Genomic DNA, 19,653 nt, shown 5'->3' on the forward strand with positions numbered 1-19,653 from the left:
TAGATATATTTTAGTTTTAATACTTTACACTGTCTAACATTTGTCACTGGAGAATATTCAAATAGTGATATTTTATATCATACAACCTTAAAGCGACTCGAAGGCAAGTGCAAATTAAATTTTTTTACTTTGGCATTATTACGATTACATCTTGAGGTTAAAATTGAGGTTAAAAAAGAAACCAATTCACGATGAATTGATTTCTTTAACTTACATATTAGTGCCCCATTACAGATCTGGAGAAACTAAAATCTTAACTTGTGACTTATCTTCAGATAAAGTCTTGATACCTTCATCAACGGCTTGATCCAAACCAATTTCTTTAGTGATAATCTTTCTGAAATCGTCTTGATTATTATTAATAATGCCTAATACTGCTGGGAAACTGTTGTTGTAGCACAAAGTGGTAACGATATTGATACCTTGCATGATCACGTCATCCGTCATGTTCATTGAAACATCATTGCCGAATAAGGCAACCACTTGCAGGGTACCCGTTCGTTTAGTAACTTTTAAAGCAGTATCAAAGGTAGCTTGTGCCCCAGCACATTCATAAGCAATATCGACCCCGTTAGGTAATTCCTTACGAATGGCCTCGTTAACGTCAACTTCATTAGGATTGAGCGTCTTCTCAATGCCTAATTCGTGCGCTTTCTTAAGTCGGACTTCAGAAACGTCCACAATGTAAATATTATTTGCGCCACTAATTTTAGCTAATAACGCCATCAATAAACCAATGGGACCGGCACCCATGATAGCCACGTTTTGACCTTCTTGAAGATGACTGCGTTTTACGGCTTCATACACCACTGCCGTTGGTTCAGCTACAGCGCCTAATTTGGTATCCATCCCTTTGGGCAGTTTGTGTGCAAAAACACCCTGAACATTAGCAAATTCAGCAAAACCACCATCTTGTGAGAAACCTAAGAAGTTTCCTGAACCATCAGGACCAACTGCATTATTACAGAAATTGTAGTCCCCTTTACGACAGTTTTCACACTTACCACAGGCAATTAACGGCTCAATAGCGACCTTATCGCCAACTTGCAGATTCGAAACGTCTTGACCAACTTTGACAACTTCACCAGAAAATTCATGTCCTAAAGTGATTGGCACCGTCTTACCAGTCAGCGGATGAGGCACCGTTGGTAACCCCCAGCCTTCCAAATAAGCGTGTAAATCACTTCCGCAAATTCCACAGTATGCTACCTTAACTTGAACTTCGTCATCCTTTGGGTCTGCAATCGCAACATCTTCAACGCGAATATCTTTCTCGCCATAAATCCGAACTGCTTTCATGCCTGTGGCCTCCTTGAACAATTGACAGTAACAACTATTTAACTTTTATACAATTTAATCATACAAGCAAATTTACGGAAATACAATAGACAATGTTAGCGCTTTCGTTCCTATTATGACGCTTTTTATATAGTGTTTTATTTTGGACTTAAGGCATCATAAAAACCTCATAACTATTAATTAATAGTTATGAGGTCCAAGTTCATTATTATTTATTCCGCGTCAACCGACTCACAATCAAACTCATTCCTTCATGATAAACTCCAGGATGATTTCGGGCGAGTCGTGACAGCATTCGGTCTGCTAAGCCAAAGTAATACCGACGCTTTGGGTGCCGTTCCGTAGCTGCCCGATAGAAGACTTTTGCCAGATCAGCCGAAGTTGCTTCAGAGGTGTTCAGCATACCACCCAACAGTTTTTTGGTGCCTTCAGTTAGCGGTGTGTAGGGTGAATCTGGCTTTAAATTACTTAACGCATTATTCATAGCGATATCTAACCAGGAAGATTCCGTCCCGCCAGGTGCAACAATCACTGAGCGTAAGCCAAACTGGCGAATCTCAGTATCCAGCACGTCAGACCAGACATTTAGCCCACGCTTTGTGACGTAGTACCAGCCACCAAGCGGTGAGTAAACATCGCCACCGATGGAAGAGTTATTGACGATTCGACCGAAACCTTGCTGGCGCATTTGTGGCAAAACTAATTTAGTCAGTTCAGACGCGCCAACCAGATTGGTTTCCAACTGCTTGTGAACTTTCTCAACGCCAACTTCTTCCAGTGGACCAAATTCGCCATACCCAGCGTTGTTTAATAGCACATCTACCCGCAAGCCATCAGCCAAGGCTTCCTTCACAAATTGAAGCCGTGAATCGGCATCAGTCACGTCTAAGTAAAGTGGATGGATACCTTCACCTGTAGGGATTTTCTCAACTCGGCGAGCCCCAGCATAAACCTCCCAGCCATGTTTCGCAAATAACTGCGTTGAGGCGTAACCCATACCGCTTGATGCACCCGTAATCAAAATCACTCGTTTTGTCATTTTAAGGTCCCCTTTTTAAACGTCATTCAACTTATCGTTAAGGCAACTTTAAGCCGAAACGACCTTAATTACAAGCAACGATAAAGCCAACATTATTTCCCCTAAATTCTTAAATTCTACCAACCTTTAATTTATTTTTAAACATTCTTTCTTCTACTTATGCGCTAAAGCTGATACACCAACGTTCCGAAAAAAATTAAAATGCCTGTTTACAAATTATGAAAAGATGGTAAGATACTGATTAGAGATTAAAAGACGTAGGAAAGACAAGTAAGTCTAGTCGAACTGTCAGTGAGTTGGGAAATGGTGTGAACCCAATCAGTAATCGGCTTTACCGAATAACACTTTCTTAGTTGCGGGCTGAACCACTTAGCAGTAAGCTTCGCCGTTACCGAAACGTTACCATCGGAGCGTATGTTAGTACGCGTATTGAGGTGGCTTATCTATGGATAGGCAACTTGGGTGGTACCGCGAAATGAAGTCTTTCGTCCCTTGATTAAGGGATAAAAGGCTTCTTTTTTTATTCCAAATCTATTTTAGAGGAGCGAGTACCTTGCATTTAATTATTCCAAAGTCATACGAACCTAAATTAAGCGTTCGCGAAACACAAGACGCCATTCGTTACATTCGGGAAACATTCCAGGATGAATTCCGTAAAGAATTGAACCTGTCACGGGTTTCAACCCCAATGTTTGTTGAAAAGAAGACAGGTTTAAACGATAACTTAAACGGTGTTGAAACACCTGTTTCATTTACCATGAAGGACATGGGCGACGAACAAATCGAAATCGTCCACTCATTGGCTAAGTGGAAGCGAGTTGCTTTGAAGCGTTACGGTTTCAAGCTTCATGAAGGCCTTTACACCAACATGAACGCCATCCGTAAAGACGAAGATTTGGATAACTTCCACTCAGCTTACGTTGATCAATGGGACTGGGAAAAGGTCATCAGCAAAGACGAACGTAACGCGGAAACTTTGAAGAGCACTGTCCGTCAGATTTTCAAAGTCATCAAGCACATGGAACACGAAGTTTGGTATAAGTTCCCAGAATCTGTCTATCACTTACCTGACGAAATTCACTTCGTCACCACGCAGGAATTGGAAGACCGTTGGCCAGACAAGACCCCTATGGAACGTGAAGATTTGATTGCTAAAGAACTTCGCTGTGTCTTCATTATGAAGGTCGGCGGTGCTTTAAAGAGCGGCAAAAAGCATGATGGTCGGGCACCTGACTACGATGACTGGGAATTAAACGGCGATATCATCTTCTGGTACGAACCATTGGATCAAAAGATTGAAATCTCCAGCATGGGTATCCGGGTTGATGCCGAATCCATGAAGAAGCAATTAAAGATTGCTGGCGCAGAAGACCGTTTAAGCTTGCCATATCACAAGATGGTCTTGAACGAAGAAGTCCCATACACGATTGGTGGCGGGATTGGTCAATCACGTTTGTGCATGTTGCTGTTGGGTAAAGTTCACGTGGGTGAAGTCCAAGCAGCATTGTGGCCACAAGATATGATTGATAAGTGTGAAGAAGCGGGGATTCATTTACTGTAGAGTGCGGAAGTAAGCGGTTAGAGAGCGGAGTCTAAGCTGATTACGGTAAAAATCCCGGGTTTGGATTTATACCGTAATTGGCTTAGGTGCAGCTCTCTGCTTGCTGGAGCACGTTTAAGCTACGTAAAATAAAGGGACCAAAGTCGCAATTAATGTCGACTTTGGTCCTTTCGTTTCAGTTCCACCAACCCATATCTTCTCACACTCAAACTAGACTATAATAGAAGAAACTAGTCATCATCGAGGTCATTCCCTATGAGCCAAATCAAACTTCAAGCAGCGTCTTATCACACACCAGATAAACGTCTTCAAGAAACACAGCATCGCTTATTTGCGGCTCTGCGCAAGGCTTTTGAAGCGAAACAAAGCTTCAATACCATAACCGTCAGTGCCCTTTGCAAGTCAGCTCAAATTGCCCGCCAAACCTTTTATCGTCACTACGCCAACCTTGGTGAAATCATCCGATTAAACATGGCTTGGATCATTAACAGCTTTTTGCAGCAAACCGACCAAAAGAATGACTCAACTCGCTTTGCTCCGCACTTAATGGTGAATTTAATGGAAGAAAACCGAACTTCCCTTGCAATGATATTTTGGGCACACGAAGAACAGAATGTGACTCAGTATCTCGTCAACGATATGCGACGCGTCAATGCCATTTACACGACTAATAACTCTGAGGATGCCTTTACTATTGAACTGTACGCCCGAATGGTAATGAGTTTTGCCCAGTTGATGATTGAGCAACCCGGCCTTGACCAAGCTACCCTAATAGAACTTTATCAAAAGCTCATGCCCACTCCGGAAACCATTTTCCACCAAGAATGATTTATCTGTTACAAAACACCTCCTTTTGACAACAAACTGGGGTGTTGTTTTTTATGTTCTCCGTCTAGAATAAGAACCATTCAATTATGGGAGGCACTTAAATATGAAATTTATTACACTTGAAGAACACTGGGAGTCACAACGGGTCAATGATGCAGCAAAGCCTTATATGCCTGCACCCGTCAATCCTCATAAGAATCCAGACGACCACAGTATTGAACGCTTTATGGCCAAAACAAAAAAAGATAACACCGAACTCATCAGCGTTGGCGAAAAGCGCCTAAAGTTCATGGATGATAATGATATTCAAATGCAAGTCATGGGTTACGGTGATGATTCACCACAGAACTTAGATCCTAAAGTTGCCGTTGATTTATGTAAAATGGCTAATGATGACTTAGCGGATGCTATCAGTACTAACCCCGACCGCTTCGGTGGCTGGGCTGCCCTACCAGTGGGCGACCCCGAAGCAGCGGCCAACGAATTGGAACGTGCTGTTAAAGAAAAAGGCCTACAAGGTGCCATGATCCATGGTTACTATGATGGCAAATTCTTTGATGACCCAATGTACGAACCCATCTTCGCCAAAGCCGAAGAACTGGATGTACCACTGTACTTCCACCCCGTTTTCATTCCGCAATCAATCAGCGAACACTATTATGAAGGCAAGGGCTGGTCAGAATTAACGGCCTTTACCTTTGCGGGCGCTGGCTGGGGCTGGCATGAAGACCTGGGTGTTCAAATGGTTCGTTTGATTCTAGCGGGTGTCTTTGATCGCCACCCAAAGCTAAAAATTATCACTGGCCACTGGGGCGAAATGGTGCCTAACTTCTTGGAACGCATGGATCAAACTATTGGTCTAACCGTTAACCTTGACCGTAGCATCAGTGAAACTTACCGAAATAACTTCTACATCACGCCAAGCGGCATGTTCTTCCCAGCTCAATTACAGTTGGATATGACTGAAGTTGGTGCTGATCATTTGATGTATTCACTGGATTATCCATACAATCATCCAGAAGGTGCTGCTAAATTCTTAACTGAGTCTGGCTTAAGTCAGGAAGACCAAGACAAGATTGCGTATGGTAATGCTGCTAAAATGCTTCATTTAAACTAAAAAAAGATGAATTAAAGAGCGTCTGGCATCAGCCCAAAAACTGGTACTAGGCGTTTTTTAGGCTATGACTATCAATAACTGTTCGCAAAGTGTAAAATTATCAAAGATTTCACATGATATAATTAACCCAAGGAGGTGAAATATATGTCCATATCCAAAGCAACCATTATACTTGCAATTACAGCGCTTGGCGTCTTTGGTACTAGCCAATGCGTGCAAGGAAAGACGATCAGTCATCCGCATCGAACGGTGGTCAACCCAGATACATACGGTGATAATGACGGTGGTTTTGCGACTAACTGGTACCGGCTAAAAAGTGCTACTAATGTGACCGTTACCTATTCATCCACCACGAATTCTAATGCGGTGAGAAAACACTTGGAACTGCCAAAGGGTACCATCATCGGTGCACAGCGTTACCATCAGCAAGTGGCATCTAAAAACGTTGCTTACACTTCCGGCTATATGACACCTAACATCAGCTATCATTTAAAATCACATTTGGTTAATTCAAAAGTCTATGGTTTCGGAGCGGTTTCGTTTAAATTACCTGCTAAAAAAGTACAACAAATTGTTCGTCCTGCTTATGGGCTGCCTTACGGGAGCGGTACCTTATATTCTGGCGGTGTAGGTGCCATCAAGAGCCTCAACCGCAACGTCGACGCCATTAAAATATCATCTGACGGCTACATTGAAACTTACCACAACGACCCCAAGAAGTACCCTTCATTTCTCGGGACACTAGAGAGCCATTATCAATCTAAGCCTAATGACTCACAGCGAATCATTCTTTCTGAGAAAACTAACGATACAGTTCATCTGTACTACGCTCACCATTTAGCTGGCGTCAACGACAAACGTGTCCATCAATCTGGCAACCAGCAGTACCGGCTGACAATTGTTAATCGGCACACGCCCTACCAATATAGTGACTCAGCTTATTCAAGCGGTAAAACGATAGCCAGTATCTATTCCGTAGGTGGCAGCAATTACTTTACCATCATCGGTTCTGGTGATGAATAATTGGTTTATCTAAAATAGCAAGGTTGTGCCATAAGTCTATATTGATAAAAATTTCATTTGGTTTCTTGACTTAAAGACAGTTTAAAGTTTGCTTTTGTTCAATACTTTAATCTAGTCTAAACCTGTGCCACAACTCAGATTCCGGCCATTTAACGCCAAAAAGCGCATTCCGACAAAGTTCGACGGAATACGCTTTTTGGCGTTAAATTCTGGAATCTACCGAGTTGTGTCACACTCTCGCTATTTCTTATTTGAATAATTCACTAGCCTCAATGCCTTGTCGAATCTCATCCCGCACCTCACGAAAGGCGCGCAGCTTATCATCATCAGTGCCAGTAGCTTGCGCTGGATCCGGTAACGGCCAATGAACGCGTTGAACACTCGCTGGCGTGACTGGACAACGATCGCGCGCATCACCGCAAAGTGTAACAACCACATCACAAGTATTCAAATAATCACGGTCAATGAGTTTGGAATATTGCTGTGAAATATCGATGCCGACTTCACCCATTACTTGAACCGCCATTGGATTTAGTCCGTGCGTTTCAACACCCGCACTCTGAACTTGCCATTTTGAATCAAGCAATGTTCGCGCAAATCCCTCCGCCATCTGACTGCGACAGGAATTGCCGGTACAAAGAAAGTAAACTTGCTTCATCATTCCACCCCACTATTTTGTCTCACTATAAATTATACCGAGGATGTCAGGTAAGTACTAGTCACTATTCTTAGACTGATAATGACGAATTAAATCGCTCAAAGTGTCGATATCCTGATCAACAACCATCTCTTTTAATACTGCACGGTTATCAGCAGTGAACTACTCGTCACTAAAGTAACGAGCTTCTAGGAACACCGCTGACTTACGTATCATTCAAAGAATGGTACACAGAGGTTACGGCTATTGACTAAGGGCTGTTCCAGCCCAGTTGGTCTTTTATTATGCTGTTGCTTTTAGAATATTCATTGCGGCATTGATATCGCGATCATGGTTAATCCCGCAGTTGGGACACGTCCACTGGCGAATGTCTAAGGTGTGCTTGCCATCATCATAGCCACAGACAGAACAGAGCTGGGAAGTTTTCCGTGGGTTGACAATGAACAGCTGCTTTCCATACCAGGCACATTTATATTCCAGCATTAATCGTAATTCTCGCCATGACTGGTTGGCAATCGCCTTAGATAGCTTGTGATTTTTCATCAGATTTTTGGCTTTCAAATCTTCAATCTTAATCACGTCATATTGTTCAACCAGTTCTTTAGTGATGTTATGCAAATAGTTATCGCGTTGATTGGCAATCTTTTCATGATATTTAGCTACCATCTGTTTAGCCTTCTGGTAGTTTTTAAAATCAGCCAGCTCTCTGGGTTCGGGTACCTGATTGTGCTTATCCCAGGCAATCTCTTTTTCGGCTTGACGTCTGCGCCGAGCCAAACGTTTTTCCCAGTAATGCTTCTTTTTACTGAGCCGTTTATCAAATCGGATAGTGGGATACTTAATACCATCCGAAGTAATCATGAGATTCGCAACACCCACATCAATACCGATGGCCTTACCAGTGCGTTTTAACGGCTCAATATCAGTATCAACCAAGATAATGGCGTAGAACTTACCGGTAGCGGAGAGTCGAATCGTCACATTCTTAATTTGACCAACCGGTTGTCGGCCAGCTTTAAACCTTAGACATCCCAACTTAGGTAACTTAAGATAATGCTGATCAACCAGTTTGATATTGTGGTTAACCGCGTTACATTGATAGCTTTGCTTGGGAAACTTACGGGACTTGAACCTCGGAAAGCCTTGATGTTCTTTGAACAGTTTTTGATAGGCGTGGTGTAAATCACGACTCACATGTAACAATGAAGTTGATTCTGCCGCTTTAAGAAACGGATATTCCTGTTTCAAACACTTAATGAGGTAGTTCATGCCAAACTCATTAACGTAACTGCCCCCGTTGGCATGGCGCTGCTTCTGCATATCAAGCAACTGATTCCAAACAAACCGGCAGTAACCGAAGTTGGCCGTGATTTTTTCCTGCTGTTGTGCAGTGGGATAGATGCGGGTTTTAATGGCTTTTAGCGTCATAAGCGATAACATCCTTTGATTTTATCATTAACAAACGTATGTTCTCATTATACGATATTCCCAACCGGTTGCCAACAAACAATGTCGGAAAAAGGCAAGGAAACACGTCCTTAAAAGAACGTATTTCCTTGCCCAAATTCAAAAAAGCACTCAGCCTTCTTTCAGCTGAGTGCTTTCACTATCTATCTTAACTTTTACAATTCCCCGTTATCCGTCCATTCATACTGAACGTTATTGGGATCTTCCTTCGAATCATAATCAACATCTAAATCGTATCCCTTGAAGAACCAAAGGTCATCTTTTTCAATATAGAAGGTAACACCATCTTTTTCTACTTTGACACCAAAGTTATGCGGATCCAGTTCCCGTGCCAAAGCAATTGAAAAGCCGTCGTGAACCTTCGTGCGGCCATATAATTTACCATAAAAACGAATCGCAGCTTTTTGATCCGAGCTAACGTTCATTTCATCTTCAAACCACTTAGTTGCGGCATCGGTAATTTGTAGTTTCATTGGACATCCTCCTTGGATAACCTGTTTAAGTGCAAGTAAAGTACGTGTCATTCACACGTCAAGGATAATATACCATACCCAAGTACTAGTGTTAAAAAATATACTTGTGTTTTATTTAATTTGTGTACAATTTATCTGTTCTACTTCTTTCAAGCTACTGGTACCAAATGAATGTGGGCGTGAAAGACTTTTTGATATGCCGCCTCGCCAACATGGCTAAACACCTGATAGCCACGGGGATGATATTGTTCATCCAAGTAAGTTTTCGCCTGATCCAGTAAATCGACCATAGCAATTTGAACGTCTCTCGGGGCATCAAAGAAAGTCACATAGTGTTCCTTAGGCACGATCAAGAAATGACCCGGGGCCATGGGACGAATATCAAAGAATCCCTTAGCTAAATCATTCTCTAAAACGGCTGGCTTATTGCAGAATACGCATTTATCATCAATCATAGCGTTCACCCATTTCCTATCTGTATTATTTACCTCTCATTGTAACACCTGGATTATCTCTTAGATTCCCGGAGTATATTGTTTGTAAATACGTTTTCATTAAAGTACACTCTAATAGAGTTGTATTTCAAATTCTTTAGGAGGCTTATTATTTATGACAAAAGTTGCAATGGTTACAGGTGCCGCACAAGGTATTGGTGCAGAAGTCAGTTTACACTTAGCTAAAGCAGGTTTCGATATTGCTGTGGCAGATCTGCCAGCACAAGAAGAAAAAGCAAAATCAGTTATTTCGGATGTTGAAGGTGCTGGTCAAAAGGCAATCTTCGTTCCGGTTGACGTCACGGATCAAGCAGCCGTGTCGAAAGCTGTTGATCAAGCTGCTAGCCAATTAAATGGCTTTGATGTCATGGTTAATAACGCCGGAGTTGCTAAAGTTGATAAGTTTGAAGATATCAAACCTGAAGACCTTGAATTTAGTTATAAGATCAACGTCTTCGGTGTGATTTATGGTATTCAAGCAGCTGCTAAGAAGTTCAAAGAGTTAAACGTACCAGGTCGCATTATTAATGCCTCATCAATTGCTGGGATGCACGCTTTCCCTGTTTGGGCAACTTATTCTTCAACTAAAGCAGCCGTTATTAGCATTACTCAAGCTGCTGCACTAGAATTTGCACCAGCACACATTAACGTCAATGCCTATGCACCTGGTGTTGTGGGTACCACTGGTATGTGGGATGAAATCGACGCTAAGATGTCCGAAATCAACGGCAAACCTTTGGGACAAAACAAGAAAGACTACGTTGGTACAATTCCACTAGGCCGGACTGTTGAACCAAACGATATTGCCAACATGGTGACCTTCTTAGCTAGTCCAGAAGCTGAGTTCATCACCGGTCAAACTTACGCTGTTGATGGTGGTGGCTTACTTTAATTAAATGAACGTAAACGTTAAAAGCATTCCTGCAGGTTAAATTCCTGTAGAAATGCTTTTTTAGTTTCGTTACTATTTAGCTTGCTTTCTCAACTAGTTCGCCATAGAGCTTCAACTGATGCTGATTTCCCCAGCCCTACCTGAGAATACTCATACCATTGAATTTTCAATTAGTGTAAAATTATTACGATACAAAACTGATATTAAAGGATGTTTACATATGAATCGTCAACGTGCTTATTGGTTAATGTTCTTAGTCACAGCTTCTTGGGGTGCATCCTATATGTGGATGAAGATTGCGCTTATCAGCGTGGCACCGCTCTTTCTAGTCGGGTTACGTTTCACCGTTGCGTTTCTAGCAACCATTCTCGTTTTTGCGCGAATACTGAAACGACCCTCTCGCGGTGAAGTGTTCGCTAGTTTCACATTGGGCACCTTACTGTTCTGTGCCTTCACATTTGTTATGATCAGCTTGCAGCATACAACTGCCTCCACTGCCGGCTTTTTGCTTAGTACCACCACCGTTTTTGTGGCAATTTTTGAGGCCATTCTCAAGAAACATTTCCCACGTCTTAGCACAGTCATCACCACGATCATTGTTGTACTGGGATTATACTTATTAGTGGCCAATGGAGCAGGTTTAAAATTGGATTTCAACGCGCTATTATGTGTCATTTGTGCGGCAATCTACGCCATCTACATTATTGTTTCCGACATTTTAGCTAAAAAACATCTGGTAACCTTTGGCGTCAGTATTTGGCAACTGGGCGTGGCTGGCGTTGAAGGTTTAATCTTCGGTGGCTTAATGAACGGCATCACCCTGCCCCAATCCACTTCTCAATGGGGAGCTGTTTTAGCACTTGGCCTGATTTGCAGCGCTTTTGGTTTTGTCGCTCAAACTCAGGTTCAAAACTATTTAGCGCCAGATACGGTGAGTTTGATCTATTCCCTCGAACCGATTTTCTCCGCCATCTTTGCTTTTTTCACCCTTGGCGAAGTATTGTCACCTCAGCAATATTTCGGTGCGGCTATTATTTTCTTGAGTGTGGCGGCTTCGGAGATTGTTAAGGCGCAGTGGCCACAAACTGGAGAATGAACACTGTTGAATTTACCCAAATCTTTGATTAATACGTCCAACATGAAAAAGGACTCCATTCCAAGTAATACTGAAATGAAGCCCTTTATTTGTTACACCTGCCGTTCTGCTAATCATGTTAGCCACTGCTTTTAAACCCTAACAAACAGTGAATGAATACTTCCAATTACAATTCACACGATCTCTAGCTATTAGCGCGATCTTTCCAGAAGCGTTCAATTTGTTCCAAAGATTTACCCTTAGTTTCTGGGAGTACTCGCCAAATAAAGATGGCCGATAACAACGTTACTGCTGTATACAGCATAAAGGTCCAACCCTCACCAATATTTTGCGTCAAAATTGGGAAGGTATAGCTCAAAGTAAAGTCACTCAACCAAAGCACAACGGTACAAATCGACATTGCACGACCACGGATACGTGATGGGAAAATTTCTGAAATTAGAATCCAAGTGACTGGTGCTAAAGAAATCGCGTATGACGCAATCGCAAGTAAAACAAAGATCAAAGTCAAAGTTGCCGAAGCGCCCGTAAAGAAGCAGATTGCAACGATCAATAGACAAATCGACATTGCTAGTGAGCCCCAGCCTAATAGTTGTTTACGACCAACTCTATCAACTAAACCAAGTGACACCACCGTGATTACCATGTTGATCATCCCAATAGAAACAGTGGCCATGAAGGCACCATCTTGACCAAATCCTGCACCCTTAAAAATCTCTGGTGCATAATACATAATGGCGTTACTGCCGGAAAATTGCTGGAATAAGGCTAATAGCACACCGATAACAACGACTGGAAACCAGGTTTTATTAAACAGATCTCGGAAACGAGAATCATCGATAATTTTATTAGCCTCTTGGATTTCAGTCAGTTCTGATTGAGCATCCTCTGAGTTTCCTTCGACCTTCTTTAGAACACCAAGTGCTCGATCAGCCTTACCATGCTGGGTCAGCCAACGCGGACTTTCACCAGCAGGAATTAAAGCAATCAAGAACAAGGCGGATGGAATAACACCAATCCCCATCATCATGCGCCAGCCTGTTGAGACGTTCCAAGCCTGAGTCGAACCAGAAGCGATGGCAGCGTTAATAAAGTACACTACAAAAATTCCAATTGTAATAGCGAGTTGATTCACTGAAACTAACTTGCCACGTACTTCAGCCGGTGCCATTTCAGCAATATACAGTGGCGTGATAAGTGATGTTAGTCCAATACCAACACCAGCAAGCATCCGCCAAATCACTAACGTCATATAACTGCCAGCTAATGCAGCACCAACTGATGATGCAGCAAAAATAATAGCTGATAATACCAGAATCTTTTTGCGGCCAAATCGATCACTTAATACCCCCGCAATCGAAACACCGATGGCACACCCAATTAGAATACAAGACGTTACCCAGCCAACTGCCACACTATCAAGACTAAATTTGACCTGTAAAAAGCCAATAGCGCCAGAAATTACGGCTGTATCATAACCAAACAGTAACCCCCCTAGCGCAGCCGCACATGAAATCAAAATGACATACGGTGTAAGACGCTTTTTCTTTTCCATGTTTAAATACCTCCACCCAAATATGACTACATATTAAGTTAAAAGAACGTTCTATTTATGCTTAATCTAAGGATATAATGAAAACGCATACATAAAAATGTACTAATCAATTGCAAAGATGGATTATCGTGAAGTAAAGCCATTTATCTTTGTCGCACAGTAACTTTTTAATACTCAAACTGCCATTTAGTCCACGTATTGAACTGTTCCCCTGGGAATAACGTGATAGCTGTTAAATCGCTACCCTCTGCAGGTGGCACTTGTGCTTCGAGAGTAATACCATCGTACTGACCAATGTGCTTTGCAATCCCCGTATGGTCAAAGTGATTGGCAGTATAAACCACTATCGACGGTGATTTCGTTGTCATGACTACCCTTCTCTTTTTATCAGGGGAGCTTAAGATAGCTGCTGGGTCATCACCCCGCAGCAAAAACGGATGATTTAAGCCATGTTCTGCATCAATCTCTGGGTCATGACTATTGATAACAGTCCCAACCGGCTTAGCGTTCCGGAAATCAAAGACGGTTCCCTCCACTGACTTTCTGCCTTGATAGGGTAAACTATCCGCATCTAGGGGCAAATACACATCACTATTGAGTTGAAGGTTGAGTCCTAACACATCGGATTCGGACCCATTCAAGCGGAAATAAACGTGATTGGTCGGATTAAAAATGGTCAGTTTATCGCTAACGGCTTTAATTCGGTAGGTCAACTGATTATCATTATCCAACGTATAACTGACCTGCAACTTCATATTACCCGGGTATCCGTTGTTACCATCTGCATCAAATAAGATAAAAGCCACTGTGCTTTGATGCGTATCAAAATGAGTTGAAAAGTCGAACACTTGCGTATCAGTACCTGTTCCACCATGGATGTGATTTTGACCATCGTTTAACGGTAACTGCACAATATGGTTGCCATATTGCCACTGACCATGACGAATTCTGCCAACAACTCGGCCCACTGTTCCTCCCAAAAAATTACGTGCCTTTGAGTAGTCTGCTGGTGAATCAAGCGACATAATGATATTTTCCAATCCTTGTGCGGTTGGAATAAGGATTTTTTCGAGGGTTGCACCATAATTTAATAATTTGACCTGCATTCCCTGATTATTTTCCATCGTAATTTCACAATAATCATGTTGGTTTTCACGTTGATACCGGACTACTTTAATTGACATGTCACTACCTCCTTTCTACAAATAATGCTGTTGAAGTACCGAAAACATCGTTGCATGTTGCGCATTAAAAAAGGTCGGTGGCTGATCTAAATCAAAGTATGCCAACTGAGTCGTTTCGTCTGTCGCCTGTTGTAATAATCTTCCAGAGACATACTTTACCAGATAGAATCCGTTGATTGGCTGAACCTGGTCCCCATTCGGATAAGTGTAGTGATTTTGATCCGACAGCTGTAATAATTGCAACGGCTGAACAACCAGCCCCGCATCCTCCTGAAACTCTCTGACCAAAGCATCTTTAAAACCCTCTCCAAAAGCTAAATATCCCCCGGGGAAACCCCAATCACCTGTATCTGTTCGTTCTTGGAGCAACACTTGCTGGTGTTGATTAAACAAAGCACCTGACGCAGAATTTAAAATCAGTGGTCGATGTCCGACTAATGCACGCAACTCCTTAATATAACTTGGCATATTACGTTTGCCCCCTAAATATTCACCGACAACAATCAGCGTCTCTTTCAAACAACCATTCCAAGATCATCCAAAGAGGCGCTGACATTTAATGCTGCCGTATTTTACTTAACGTTCTCCTTTTTAAAATTGTGATGCCGTAAAACACCTTGATGGTGATTACTAATAGCAAGCGCCTGTCCAAAGAGTTTTTGAGCTTGTTCCACATGTCCTAATCCTAAATGACCTAATGCCATCAAGTAGTAACAATGAACGGCGTTACGGTCCTGATAATTTTCATCAAAAAGCAGAGCATCTGGTAATGAAACGGCAAAGTAATCCATCTTGAAATGATCGAATAAATGTCGCTCTCCAAAGCTGATCAACTTATAATAGCGGGCATCAGCTTGACTGGTTTGGTGTAGCTGTTCAAACGCCAATCCTTGATAAAAGATAGTATCAGCTGGCTGATCGTTGTAGTACATCATATCCGTTGGTTCACTCAAACCAGCAGTTGCCTTTTCAAAGTGTTCTTTAGCTTGAGTATCATCACCACTTGCTTTAAAAGCTAGTCCCAGGTAGTAATTAATGATGTTGTCTACCGCAATCGGCAGCTTTCCCTCACCTAAACTTCGTGGATAAACCAATGCTTGTTTAAGTTTATCGATAGCATCCTGAACCCGATTAGCAGCCAAGTCCTGTTTTGCCGATTCAACCAGCGCATATTCATACTGCGTGCTTACCTTACCTTCACCGCCTTCCCATGGATGGAAGACATGATCCATAATTCTTGTATAAGCTTGCTGATAATCACCCGTTTCGTTTAATAATGTAACCAGTGAGATGTAGCTATCATCACGTTGCTGAGTGAGGTCAAAGTGATCTTGAAGAAAGGCTAATCGTTCCTTTAACGGCCGATTTAACTTTTCGTATAGCGTATCTAGTTCAAACACTAACCGACTGTTTTGCGGATCCAGCTTAAAGGCTAGTTCCAACTCATGCAACGCTTTTTGAGGTTGCTGTTGCCGGTTAAAATAGGCGATTGACAGGTTCCGGTGCGCCATTGGATAATCTGGGTTGGCTTTGACACATTGTTCCCACAGCTGAGTAGCACGGTCATAAACTTTTCGATCATAATATAAATTACCAAGATAATAAGCTGCCAGACCATCGCTTGGGTTTTGCTTAATAGTCGCGCTTAAAACAACGACATCCATTAAACGGTTTGGAAAGACATAATCCGGATTACCAGCAGCACCCTGATCAGCAAATTTCTTTGCAGCCTTTGTATCACCCAATTTATTAGAAAGGAAGGCTTCATAGTAACTCTTGATTGGGTTTTCGGCGGTATATAACTGAATGATTTCCAATGCATCTGCGTATTGACCCGCCTTGATATAAGACTCCGCCAAACTCAGATGGTTATTTAATTTGTGGTTTAAGGCAGCTCCAAGTGCCTTTTGATTCTCCGCACTCGGATTCAGCTTCCAGGCTTCGTAACGGTTACCAAGACATAGTGGATCAATTGCAGCATTCTCTTCCACTAATTGCTTAGCAGCTTCACTCTCATGAGCCCGCCGCAAGACGTTTACCTTAAGTGTCCGCAAAGTCATATCACTATAATTGGTATTCAACCCCTTATCAATATCAATCAGCGCGGCATCTAAATCACCTTCAAGACTCTTTATTTGTGCCAATGCTAAGAAGCCAACTGATTGTGTTTCATAAGACCAAGTTGCTTTAAAGAAGTGGTCATATGCGTCTTTAAGCTGTCCTTGCATCATTAAGCTAAGGCCTAAATGATAGTGTGCTGCGCCAGAAAATGGGTTAGTGTTGTGTTCAGTTTCACGTGCGATAGCCCGTTCAAAATAAGTTTGACTTTCAGCAAATAACCCGCGCCGATACAGCAAAAGGCCATAGGCATCGTTGATTCGATCATCATTTTGATCACGCTTAAGTCCTTCAAGGTAGTAATCATCCGGCCGATAAGTTGCGTGTCGATATTGTTCCAGATGCTGTGCTGCAAAATAAAGTTCATCGTTAGTCTTAATTTCTTCTGGAGCAGCGATTGCTTTTGCAGGATCAGGAATCGGCTTAATATGATCTGCTGCTGGTTGGTAAGCAACCAACTGCTGGCCTTCAGCATCCGTTACCATTAACTTGAACTCAGATTGATCACCATTCACATCGTACTTTTTCTCGAAAGTTTGAGTAGGACTTAACATCACCGTTTCATCTGCTACAAGTTTATCTTGCTGATATAACTTCACGTGTGCGTTTTGATAAACAGAGGTTGCATAGGCCTTAACTGCTACGCCTTGTTGAGTAACTTCTAGGTTCACAGCTGCATCAATAGTGGCATTTTTAACTGCTCCAACATCCTTATACGGCATGAAATATTCAGTGGAAGTTTTTTGCTCGTGTGGTTTCAACCACGTAAAATCAGGTTGATTATCAGTATAGGTTCCAACCATTAGTTCAATATACGGCCCATCATTATCCGTTAACTGATTGTCCCATGACTGGCCAAAGTCGGCGTTACCCCATGTCCACTGCTTCTTACCAGGCGAAGTATGATGGTCAGCAACGTGCAGTAATCCTGCATTCTTTTGGTGATCATAGTTACCTAAAAAATCATATTCTGAATGAGCAGCCATATAAGAGGTCGGTACAGGAACGTTCTTGTAGCGTGAAATATCAACACCTGCAGAATAGTCGATTTTGTAGTACTCACCGGTGGCAATTGGAAACGTTGAAACTGCCCGCTTACCGTGATCAAAGACGGCATTAACATCAGGTGGGAAAATCGATTGCGTATTATCATTCACTGGCACAGCTGGATTGGCCCACCAGAGAAATGTTTGCGGTAAATCAGTCGGGTTGCTAAAATGTTCATCTAGTTTTAAATAGGCTTTGTCTGCAAACATCGTAAAGCCAACCAAAATTTTAGTCCCATACATTTTGTCAATATCGCTAATCCACAACGTTTTTGCGTTGTCATGTTCTTCAATTTTTGTCTCAACGGGTAAAAAAGTGTCTGGACGGTGATGTTGCGGCCAGTTAAATTCAATCCCACCAGATATCCAAGAACCAGTTAAACCAACTAACGCTGGCTTAATGACGTGATTATAGTAGACGAAATCATAGTTATTTGTCTTGTCTAAGGCACGATAAATTCGACCGCCTAATTCAGGTAAAAAGGTTACCTGAAGATACTGGTTTTCTAAAATAATTGCGCGATAACTTTGATCAACCTTATCTTCATGAATCTTTTCAGTGACGGGGAATGGATAGACTTTGCCGCTACTGCCCTGATAAACCCTCTTCTCAAGAAACATCGGGTTTTTTTCGGGTTTACTGGTTTGATACGTTGGCAACGTGATCGTCGTTTCTGTGATAGAAACACCGGTATTTGTACTCATTAAAATCGTTCCTTTCTGTCCTTTGATTATCTACACCATAGTACAGAAAGCGTTTTCTTAAAATGCACTATCCTCACCCAAAGATGGATTATTCGATACAGTCGGTATATAATGTAAGCGTTTTATATAATACGTTATATTTATTGAATGGAGGGGTTCCATGCGTCGTTTAGAAGATTTCGATAACGAATACTTATTTGTGTTACCGCCAGCTTTACTACGCTCATATGCATCCTCACCTATTTTCAACAACCTCTACGTCACCGATCTTGGCTTTTTCCCCAACGCTGACTATCACTACGTTTCTCGTCAAAACGGTACCAATACCTGGATCGTGATTTTTTGTACCAACGGATCAGGCACAGTTGTTGTTGATCATACAACTTACGCGATGAAACAACATTCGTTCATTATCTTGCCACCTAATATCAGACATAAATATTTCACTGCCGAAAACGATCCTTGGGACATCTACTGGGTACACTTTCGTGGTAACTTAGCGACTAGCTATCCCTGTGTCTACCCCAAGTCTGTCTTCTATTTAGAAGAACTTCCCATTAGCCAAATTAAATCCGTTATGGAGCTGTTTTGGTTTATGATCAAGACCTTTCAACCAGGATTTTCGTTAAACCGAGAATTGTATGCTTCTCAATTACTAGGTGCGCTCCTCTCTGGCTTAAGCGTTAATAAAAGTGATGTCACTACAGGCAGTACCTATGTAGATATGGCCATTCAATACATCTACAAAAACATCAGTAACCCCATTAAACTAGACGATATCGCTAAAACACTGGGAATTTCAATCAGTTATCTGAGTCGAACCTTTCGCAAAGTTACCAAGGTCAGTGTGAATCAATTTATCACCTCTGCCAAAATAGACCGAGCAAGCCATTATCTACGATTTACTAATATCCCTATCCAACAAATTGCCACCCGATTAGGATACACTGACAGTTATTACTTTTCCCGAGTGTTTAAAAAGGAATACCACGTTTCCCCAAGAGAATACCGTCAACAGGAAATTTCGTAAGGATTAACAGGTTCCATAGTTCCAAAAAGCCTATTCCGAGGAATTGCCGGAATAGGCTTTTTTAACAA

The 19,653-nt window shown here is 42.0% G+C and carries 17 protein-coding genes and 1 other annotated feature; of the genes, 7 read left to right on the forward strand and 10 right to left on the reverse strand.

Going from position 1 to position 19,653, the window contains the following annotated elements; all coding sequences use genetic code 11:
• Nucleotides 1-228 precede the first annotated feature (228 nt).
• Nucleotides 229-1,299, reverse strand: a complete 1,071-nt coding sequence (locus CES82_RS08425; protein WP_098825369.1) for a 2,3-butanediol dehydrogenase — start codon at nt 1,297-1,299, stop codon at nt 229-231.
• Nucleotides 1,300-1,507: 208 nt separating this feature from the next.
• Complete coding sequence (locus CES82_RS08430; protein ID WP_098825370.1) at nt 1,508-2,338, reverse strand: SDR family NAD(P)-dependent oxidoreductase; 831 nt, start codon at nt 2,336-2,338, stop codon at nt 1,508-1,510.
• A gap of 249 nt (nt 2,339-2,587) precedes the next feature.
• Nucleotides 2,588-2,834: a binding site (T-box leader), on the forward strand.
• Nucleotides 2,835-2,891: 57 nt separating this feature from the next.
• Here CES82_RS08430 and asnA point away from each other — a divergent pair.
• The 4 genes from asnA to CES82_RS08450 all read left to right on the forward strand — a co-directional run bounded on the left by asnA (nt 2,892) and on the right by CES82_RS08450 (nt 6,867).
• Nucleotides 2,892-3,899, forward strand: coding sequence for an aspartate--ammonia ligase (asnA, locus tag CES82_RS08435; RefSeq protein ID WP_098825372.1), 1,008 nt, complete (start codon nt 2,892-2,894; stop codon nt 3,897-3,899).
• A gap of 255 nt (nt 3,900-4,154) precedes the next feature.
• The gene (locus CES82_RS08440; protein WP_098825374.1) at nt 4,155-4,727 is read left to right on the forward strand and encodes a TetR/AcrR family transcriptional regulator; all 573 of its coding nucleotides are present in this window, start codon (nt 4,155-4,157) and stop codon (nt 4,725-4,727) included.
• A gap of 103 nt (nt 4,728-4,830) precedes the next feature.
• Entirely contained in the window at nt 4,831-5,844 is a 1,014-nt protein-coding gene (locus tag CES82_RS08445; RefSeq protein WP_098825375.1) for an amidohydrolase family protein, read from the forward strand.
• A 144-nt stretch (nt 5,845-5,988) separates the two neighbouring features.
• Nucleotides 5,989-6,867, forward strand: coding sequence for a hypothetical protein (locus CES82_RS08450; protein WP_098825377.1), 879 nt, complete (start codon nt 5,989-5,991; stop codon nt 6,865-6,867).
• 247 nt (nt 6,868-7,114) lie between these two features.
• On the opposite strand, the gene arsC is transcribed toward CES82_RS08450, so the two are convergent.
• The 4 genes from arsC to CES82_RS08470 form a co-directional block, all read right to left on the reverse strand.
• Nucleotides 7,115-7,525: an arsenate reductase (thioredoxin) gene (gene arsC / locus CES82_RS08455; RefSeq protein WP_098825379.1), complete on the reverse strand. Its 411-nt coding sequence runs from the start codon at nt 7,523-7,525 to the stop codon at nt 7,115-7,117.
• 282 nt (nt 7,526-7,807) lie between these two features.
• Nucleotides 7,808-8,953, reverse strand: a complete 1,146-nt coding sequence (locus tag CES82_RS08460) for an RNA-guided endonuclease TnpB family protein (RefSeq protein WP_098825381.1) — start codon at nt 8,951-8,953, stop codon at nt 7,808-7,810.
• Between the two features lie 194 nt (nt 8,954-9,147).
• Nucleotides 9,148-9,465: a HesB/YadR/YfhF family protein gene (locus tag CES82_RS08465; protein WP_098825383.1), complete on the reverse strand. Its 318-nt coding sequence runs from the start codon at nt 9,463-9,465 to the stop codon at nt 9,148-9,150.
• A gap of 149 nt (nt 9,466-9,614) precedes the next feature.
• Entirely contained in the window at nt 9,615-9,920 is a 306-nt protein-coding gene (locus tag CES82_RS08470; RefSeq protein WP_098825385.1) for an HIT family protein, read from the reverse strand.
• A gap of 154 nt (nt 9,921-10,074) precedes the next feature.
• Between CES82_RS08470 and CES82_RS08475 the strand changes: the two genes are divergently transcribed.
• The gene (locus tag CES82_RS08475; RefSeq protein WP_098825387.1) at nt 10,075-10,851 is read left to right on the forward strand and encodes an acetoin reductase; all 777 of its coding nucleotides are present in this window, start codon (nt 10,075-10,077) and stop codon (nt 10,849-10,851) included.
• 220 nt (nt 10,852-11,071) lie between these two features.
• The gene (locus CES82_RS08480; RefSeq protein ID WP_180245707.1) at nt 11,072-11,947 is read left to right on the forward strand and encodes a DMT family transporter; all 876 of its coding nucleotides are present in this window, start codon (nt 11,072-11,074) and stop codon (nt 11,945-11,947) included.
• A gap of 184 nt (nt 11,948-12,131) precedes the next feature.
• On the opposite strand, the gene CES82_RS08485 is transcribed toward CES82_RS08480, so the two are convergent.
• From CES82_RS08485 to CES82_RS08500, 4 genes are all read right to left on the reverse strand, one after another.
• Entirely contained in the window at nt 12,132-13,502 is a 1,371-nt protein-coding gene (locus CES82_RS08485) for a sugar porter family MFS transporter (RefSeq protein ID WP_098825391.1), read from the reverse strand.
• A gap of 167 nt (nt 13,503-13,669) precedes the next feature.
• Complete coding sequence (locus CES82_RS08490; RefSeq protein WP_098825393.1) at nt 13,670-14,686, reverse strand: aldose epimerase family protein; 1,017 nt, start codon at nt 14,684-14,686, stop codon at nt 13,670-13,672.
• A gap of 15 nt (nt 14,687-14,701) precedes the next feature.
• Nucleotides 14,702-15,154: an NUDIX hydrolase gene (locus CES82_RS08495; protein WP_098825395.1), complete on the reverse strand. Its 453-nt coding sequence runs from the start codon at nt 15,152-15,154 to the stop codon at nt 14,702-14,704.
• Nucleotides 15,155-15,258: 104 nt separating this feature from the next.
• Nucleotides 15,259-18,555 carry a DUF5107 domain-containing protein gene (locus tag CES82_RS08500; RefSeq protein WP_098825397.1) on the reverse strand — a complete coding sequence of 1,099 codons (3,297 nt, stop codon included), beginning with the start codon at nt 18,553-18,555 and terminating at the stop codon, nt 15,259-15,261.
• Nucleotides 18,556-18,715: 160 nt separating this feature from the next.
• On the opposite strand from CES82_RS08500, the gene CES82_RS08505 reads away from it, so the two are divergent.
• Nucleotides 18,716-19,585, forward strand: a complete 870-nt coding sequence (locus tag CES82_RS08505; protein WP_098825399.1) for an AraC family transcriptional regulator — start codon at nt 18,716-18,718, stop codon at nt 19,583-19,585.
• Nucleotides 19,586-19,653 lie beyond the last annotated feature (68 nt).

Source organism: Secundilactobacillus silagincola (genome assembly GCF_002583405.1).
Lineage (GTDB): Bacteria > Bacillota > Bacilli > Lactobacillales > Lactobacillaceae > Secundilactobacillus > Secundilactobacillus silagincola.

Bases quoted from the DNA above. Each gene is read 5' to 3' on its own strand.
- CES82_RS08490 (WP_098825393.1), bottom strand. From the start codon at position 14,686: ATGTCAATTAAAGTAGTCCGGTATCAACGTGAAAACCAACATGATTAT.
- CES82_RS08445 (WP_098825375.1), top strand. From the start codon at position 4,831: ATGAAATTTATTACACTTGAAGAACACTGGGAGTCACAACGGGTCAAT.
- CES82_RS08500 (WP_098825397.1), bottom strand. From the start codon at position 18,555: ATGAGTACAAATACCGGTGTTTCTATCACAGAAACGACGATCACGTTG.
- CES82_RS08495 (WP_098825395.1), bottom strand. From the start codon at position 15,154: ATGCCAAGTTATATTAAGGAGTTGCGTGCATTAGTCGGACATCGACCA.
- CES82_RS08470 (WP_098825385.1), bottom strand. From the start codon at position 9,920: ATGATTGATGATAAATGCGTATTCTGCAATAAGCCAGCCGTTTTAGAG.
- CES82_RS08430 (WP_098825370.1), bottom strand. From the start codon at position 2,338: ATGACAAAACGAGTGATTTTGATTACGGGTGCATCAAGCGGTATGGGT.
- CES82_RS08425 (WP_098825369.1), bottom strand. From the start codon at position 1,299: ATGAAAGCAGTTCGGATTTATGGCGAGAAAGATATTCGCGTTGAAGAT.
- CES82_RS08460 (WP_098825381.1), bottom strand. From the start codon at position 8,953: ATGACGCTAAAAGCCATTAAAACCCGCATCTATCCCACTGCACAACAG.
- arsC (WP_098825379.1), bottom strand. From the start codon at position 7,525: ATGAAGCAAGTTTACTTTCTTTGTACCGGCAATTCCTGTCGCAGTCAG.
- CES82_RS08480 (WP_180245707.1), top strand. From the start codon at position 11,072: ATGAATCGTCAACGTGCTTATTGGTTAATGTTCTTAGTCACAGCTTCT.
- CES82_RS08450 (WP_098825377.1), top strand. From the start codon at position 5,989: ATGTCCATATCCAAAGCAACCATTATACTTGCAATTACAGCGCTTGGC.
- CES82_RS08485 (WP_098825391.1), bottom strand. From the start codon at position 13,502: ATGGAAAAGAAAAAGCGTCTTACACCGTATGTCATTTTGATTTCATGT.
- CES82_RS08475 (WP_098825387.1), top strand. From the start codon at position 10,075: ATGACAAAAGTTGCAATGGTTACAGGTGCCGCACAAGGTATTGGTGCA.
- CES82_RS08440 (WP_098825374.1), top strand. From the start codon at position 4,155: ATGAGCCAAATCAAACTTCAAGCAGCGTCTTATCACACACCAGATAAA.
- CES82_RS08465 (WP_098825383.1), bottom strand. From the start codon at position 9,465: ATGAAACTACAAATTACCGATGCCGCAACTAAGTGGTTTGAAGATGAA.
- CES82_RS08505 (WP_098825399.1), top strand. From the start codon at position 18,716: ATGCGTCGTTTAGAAGATTTCGATAACGAATACTTATTTGTGTTACCG.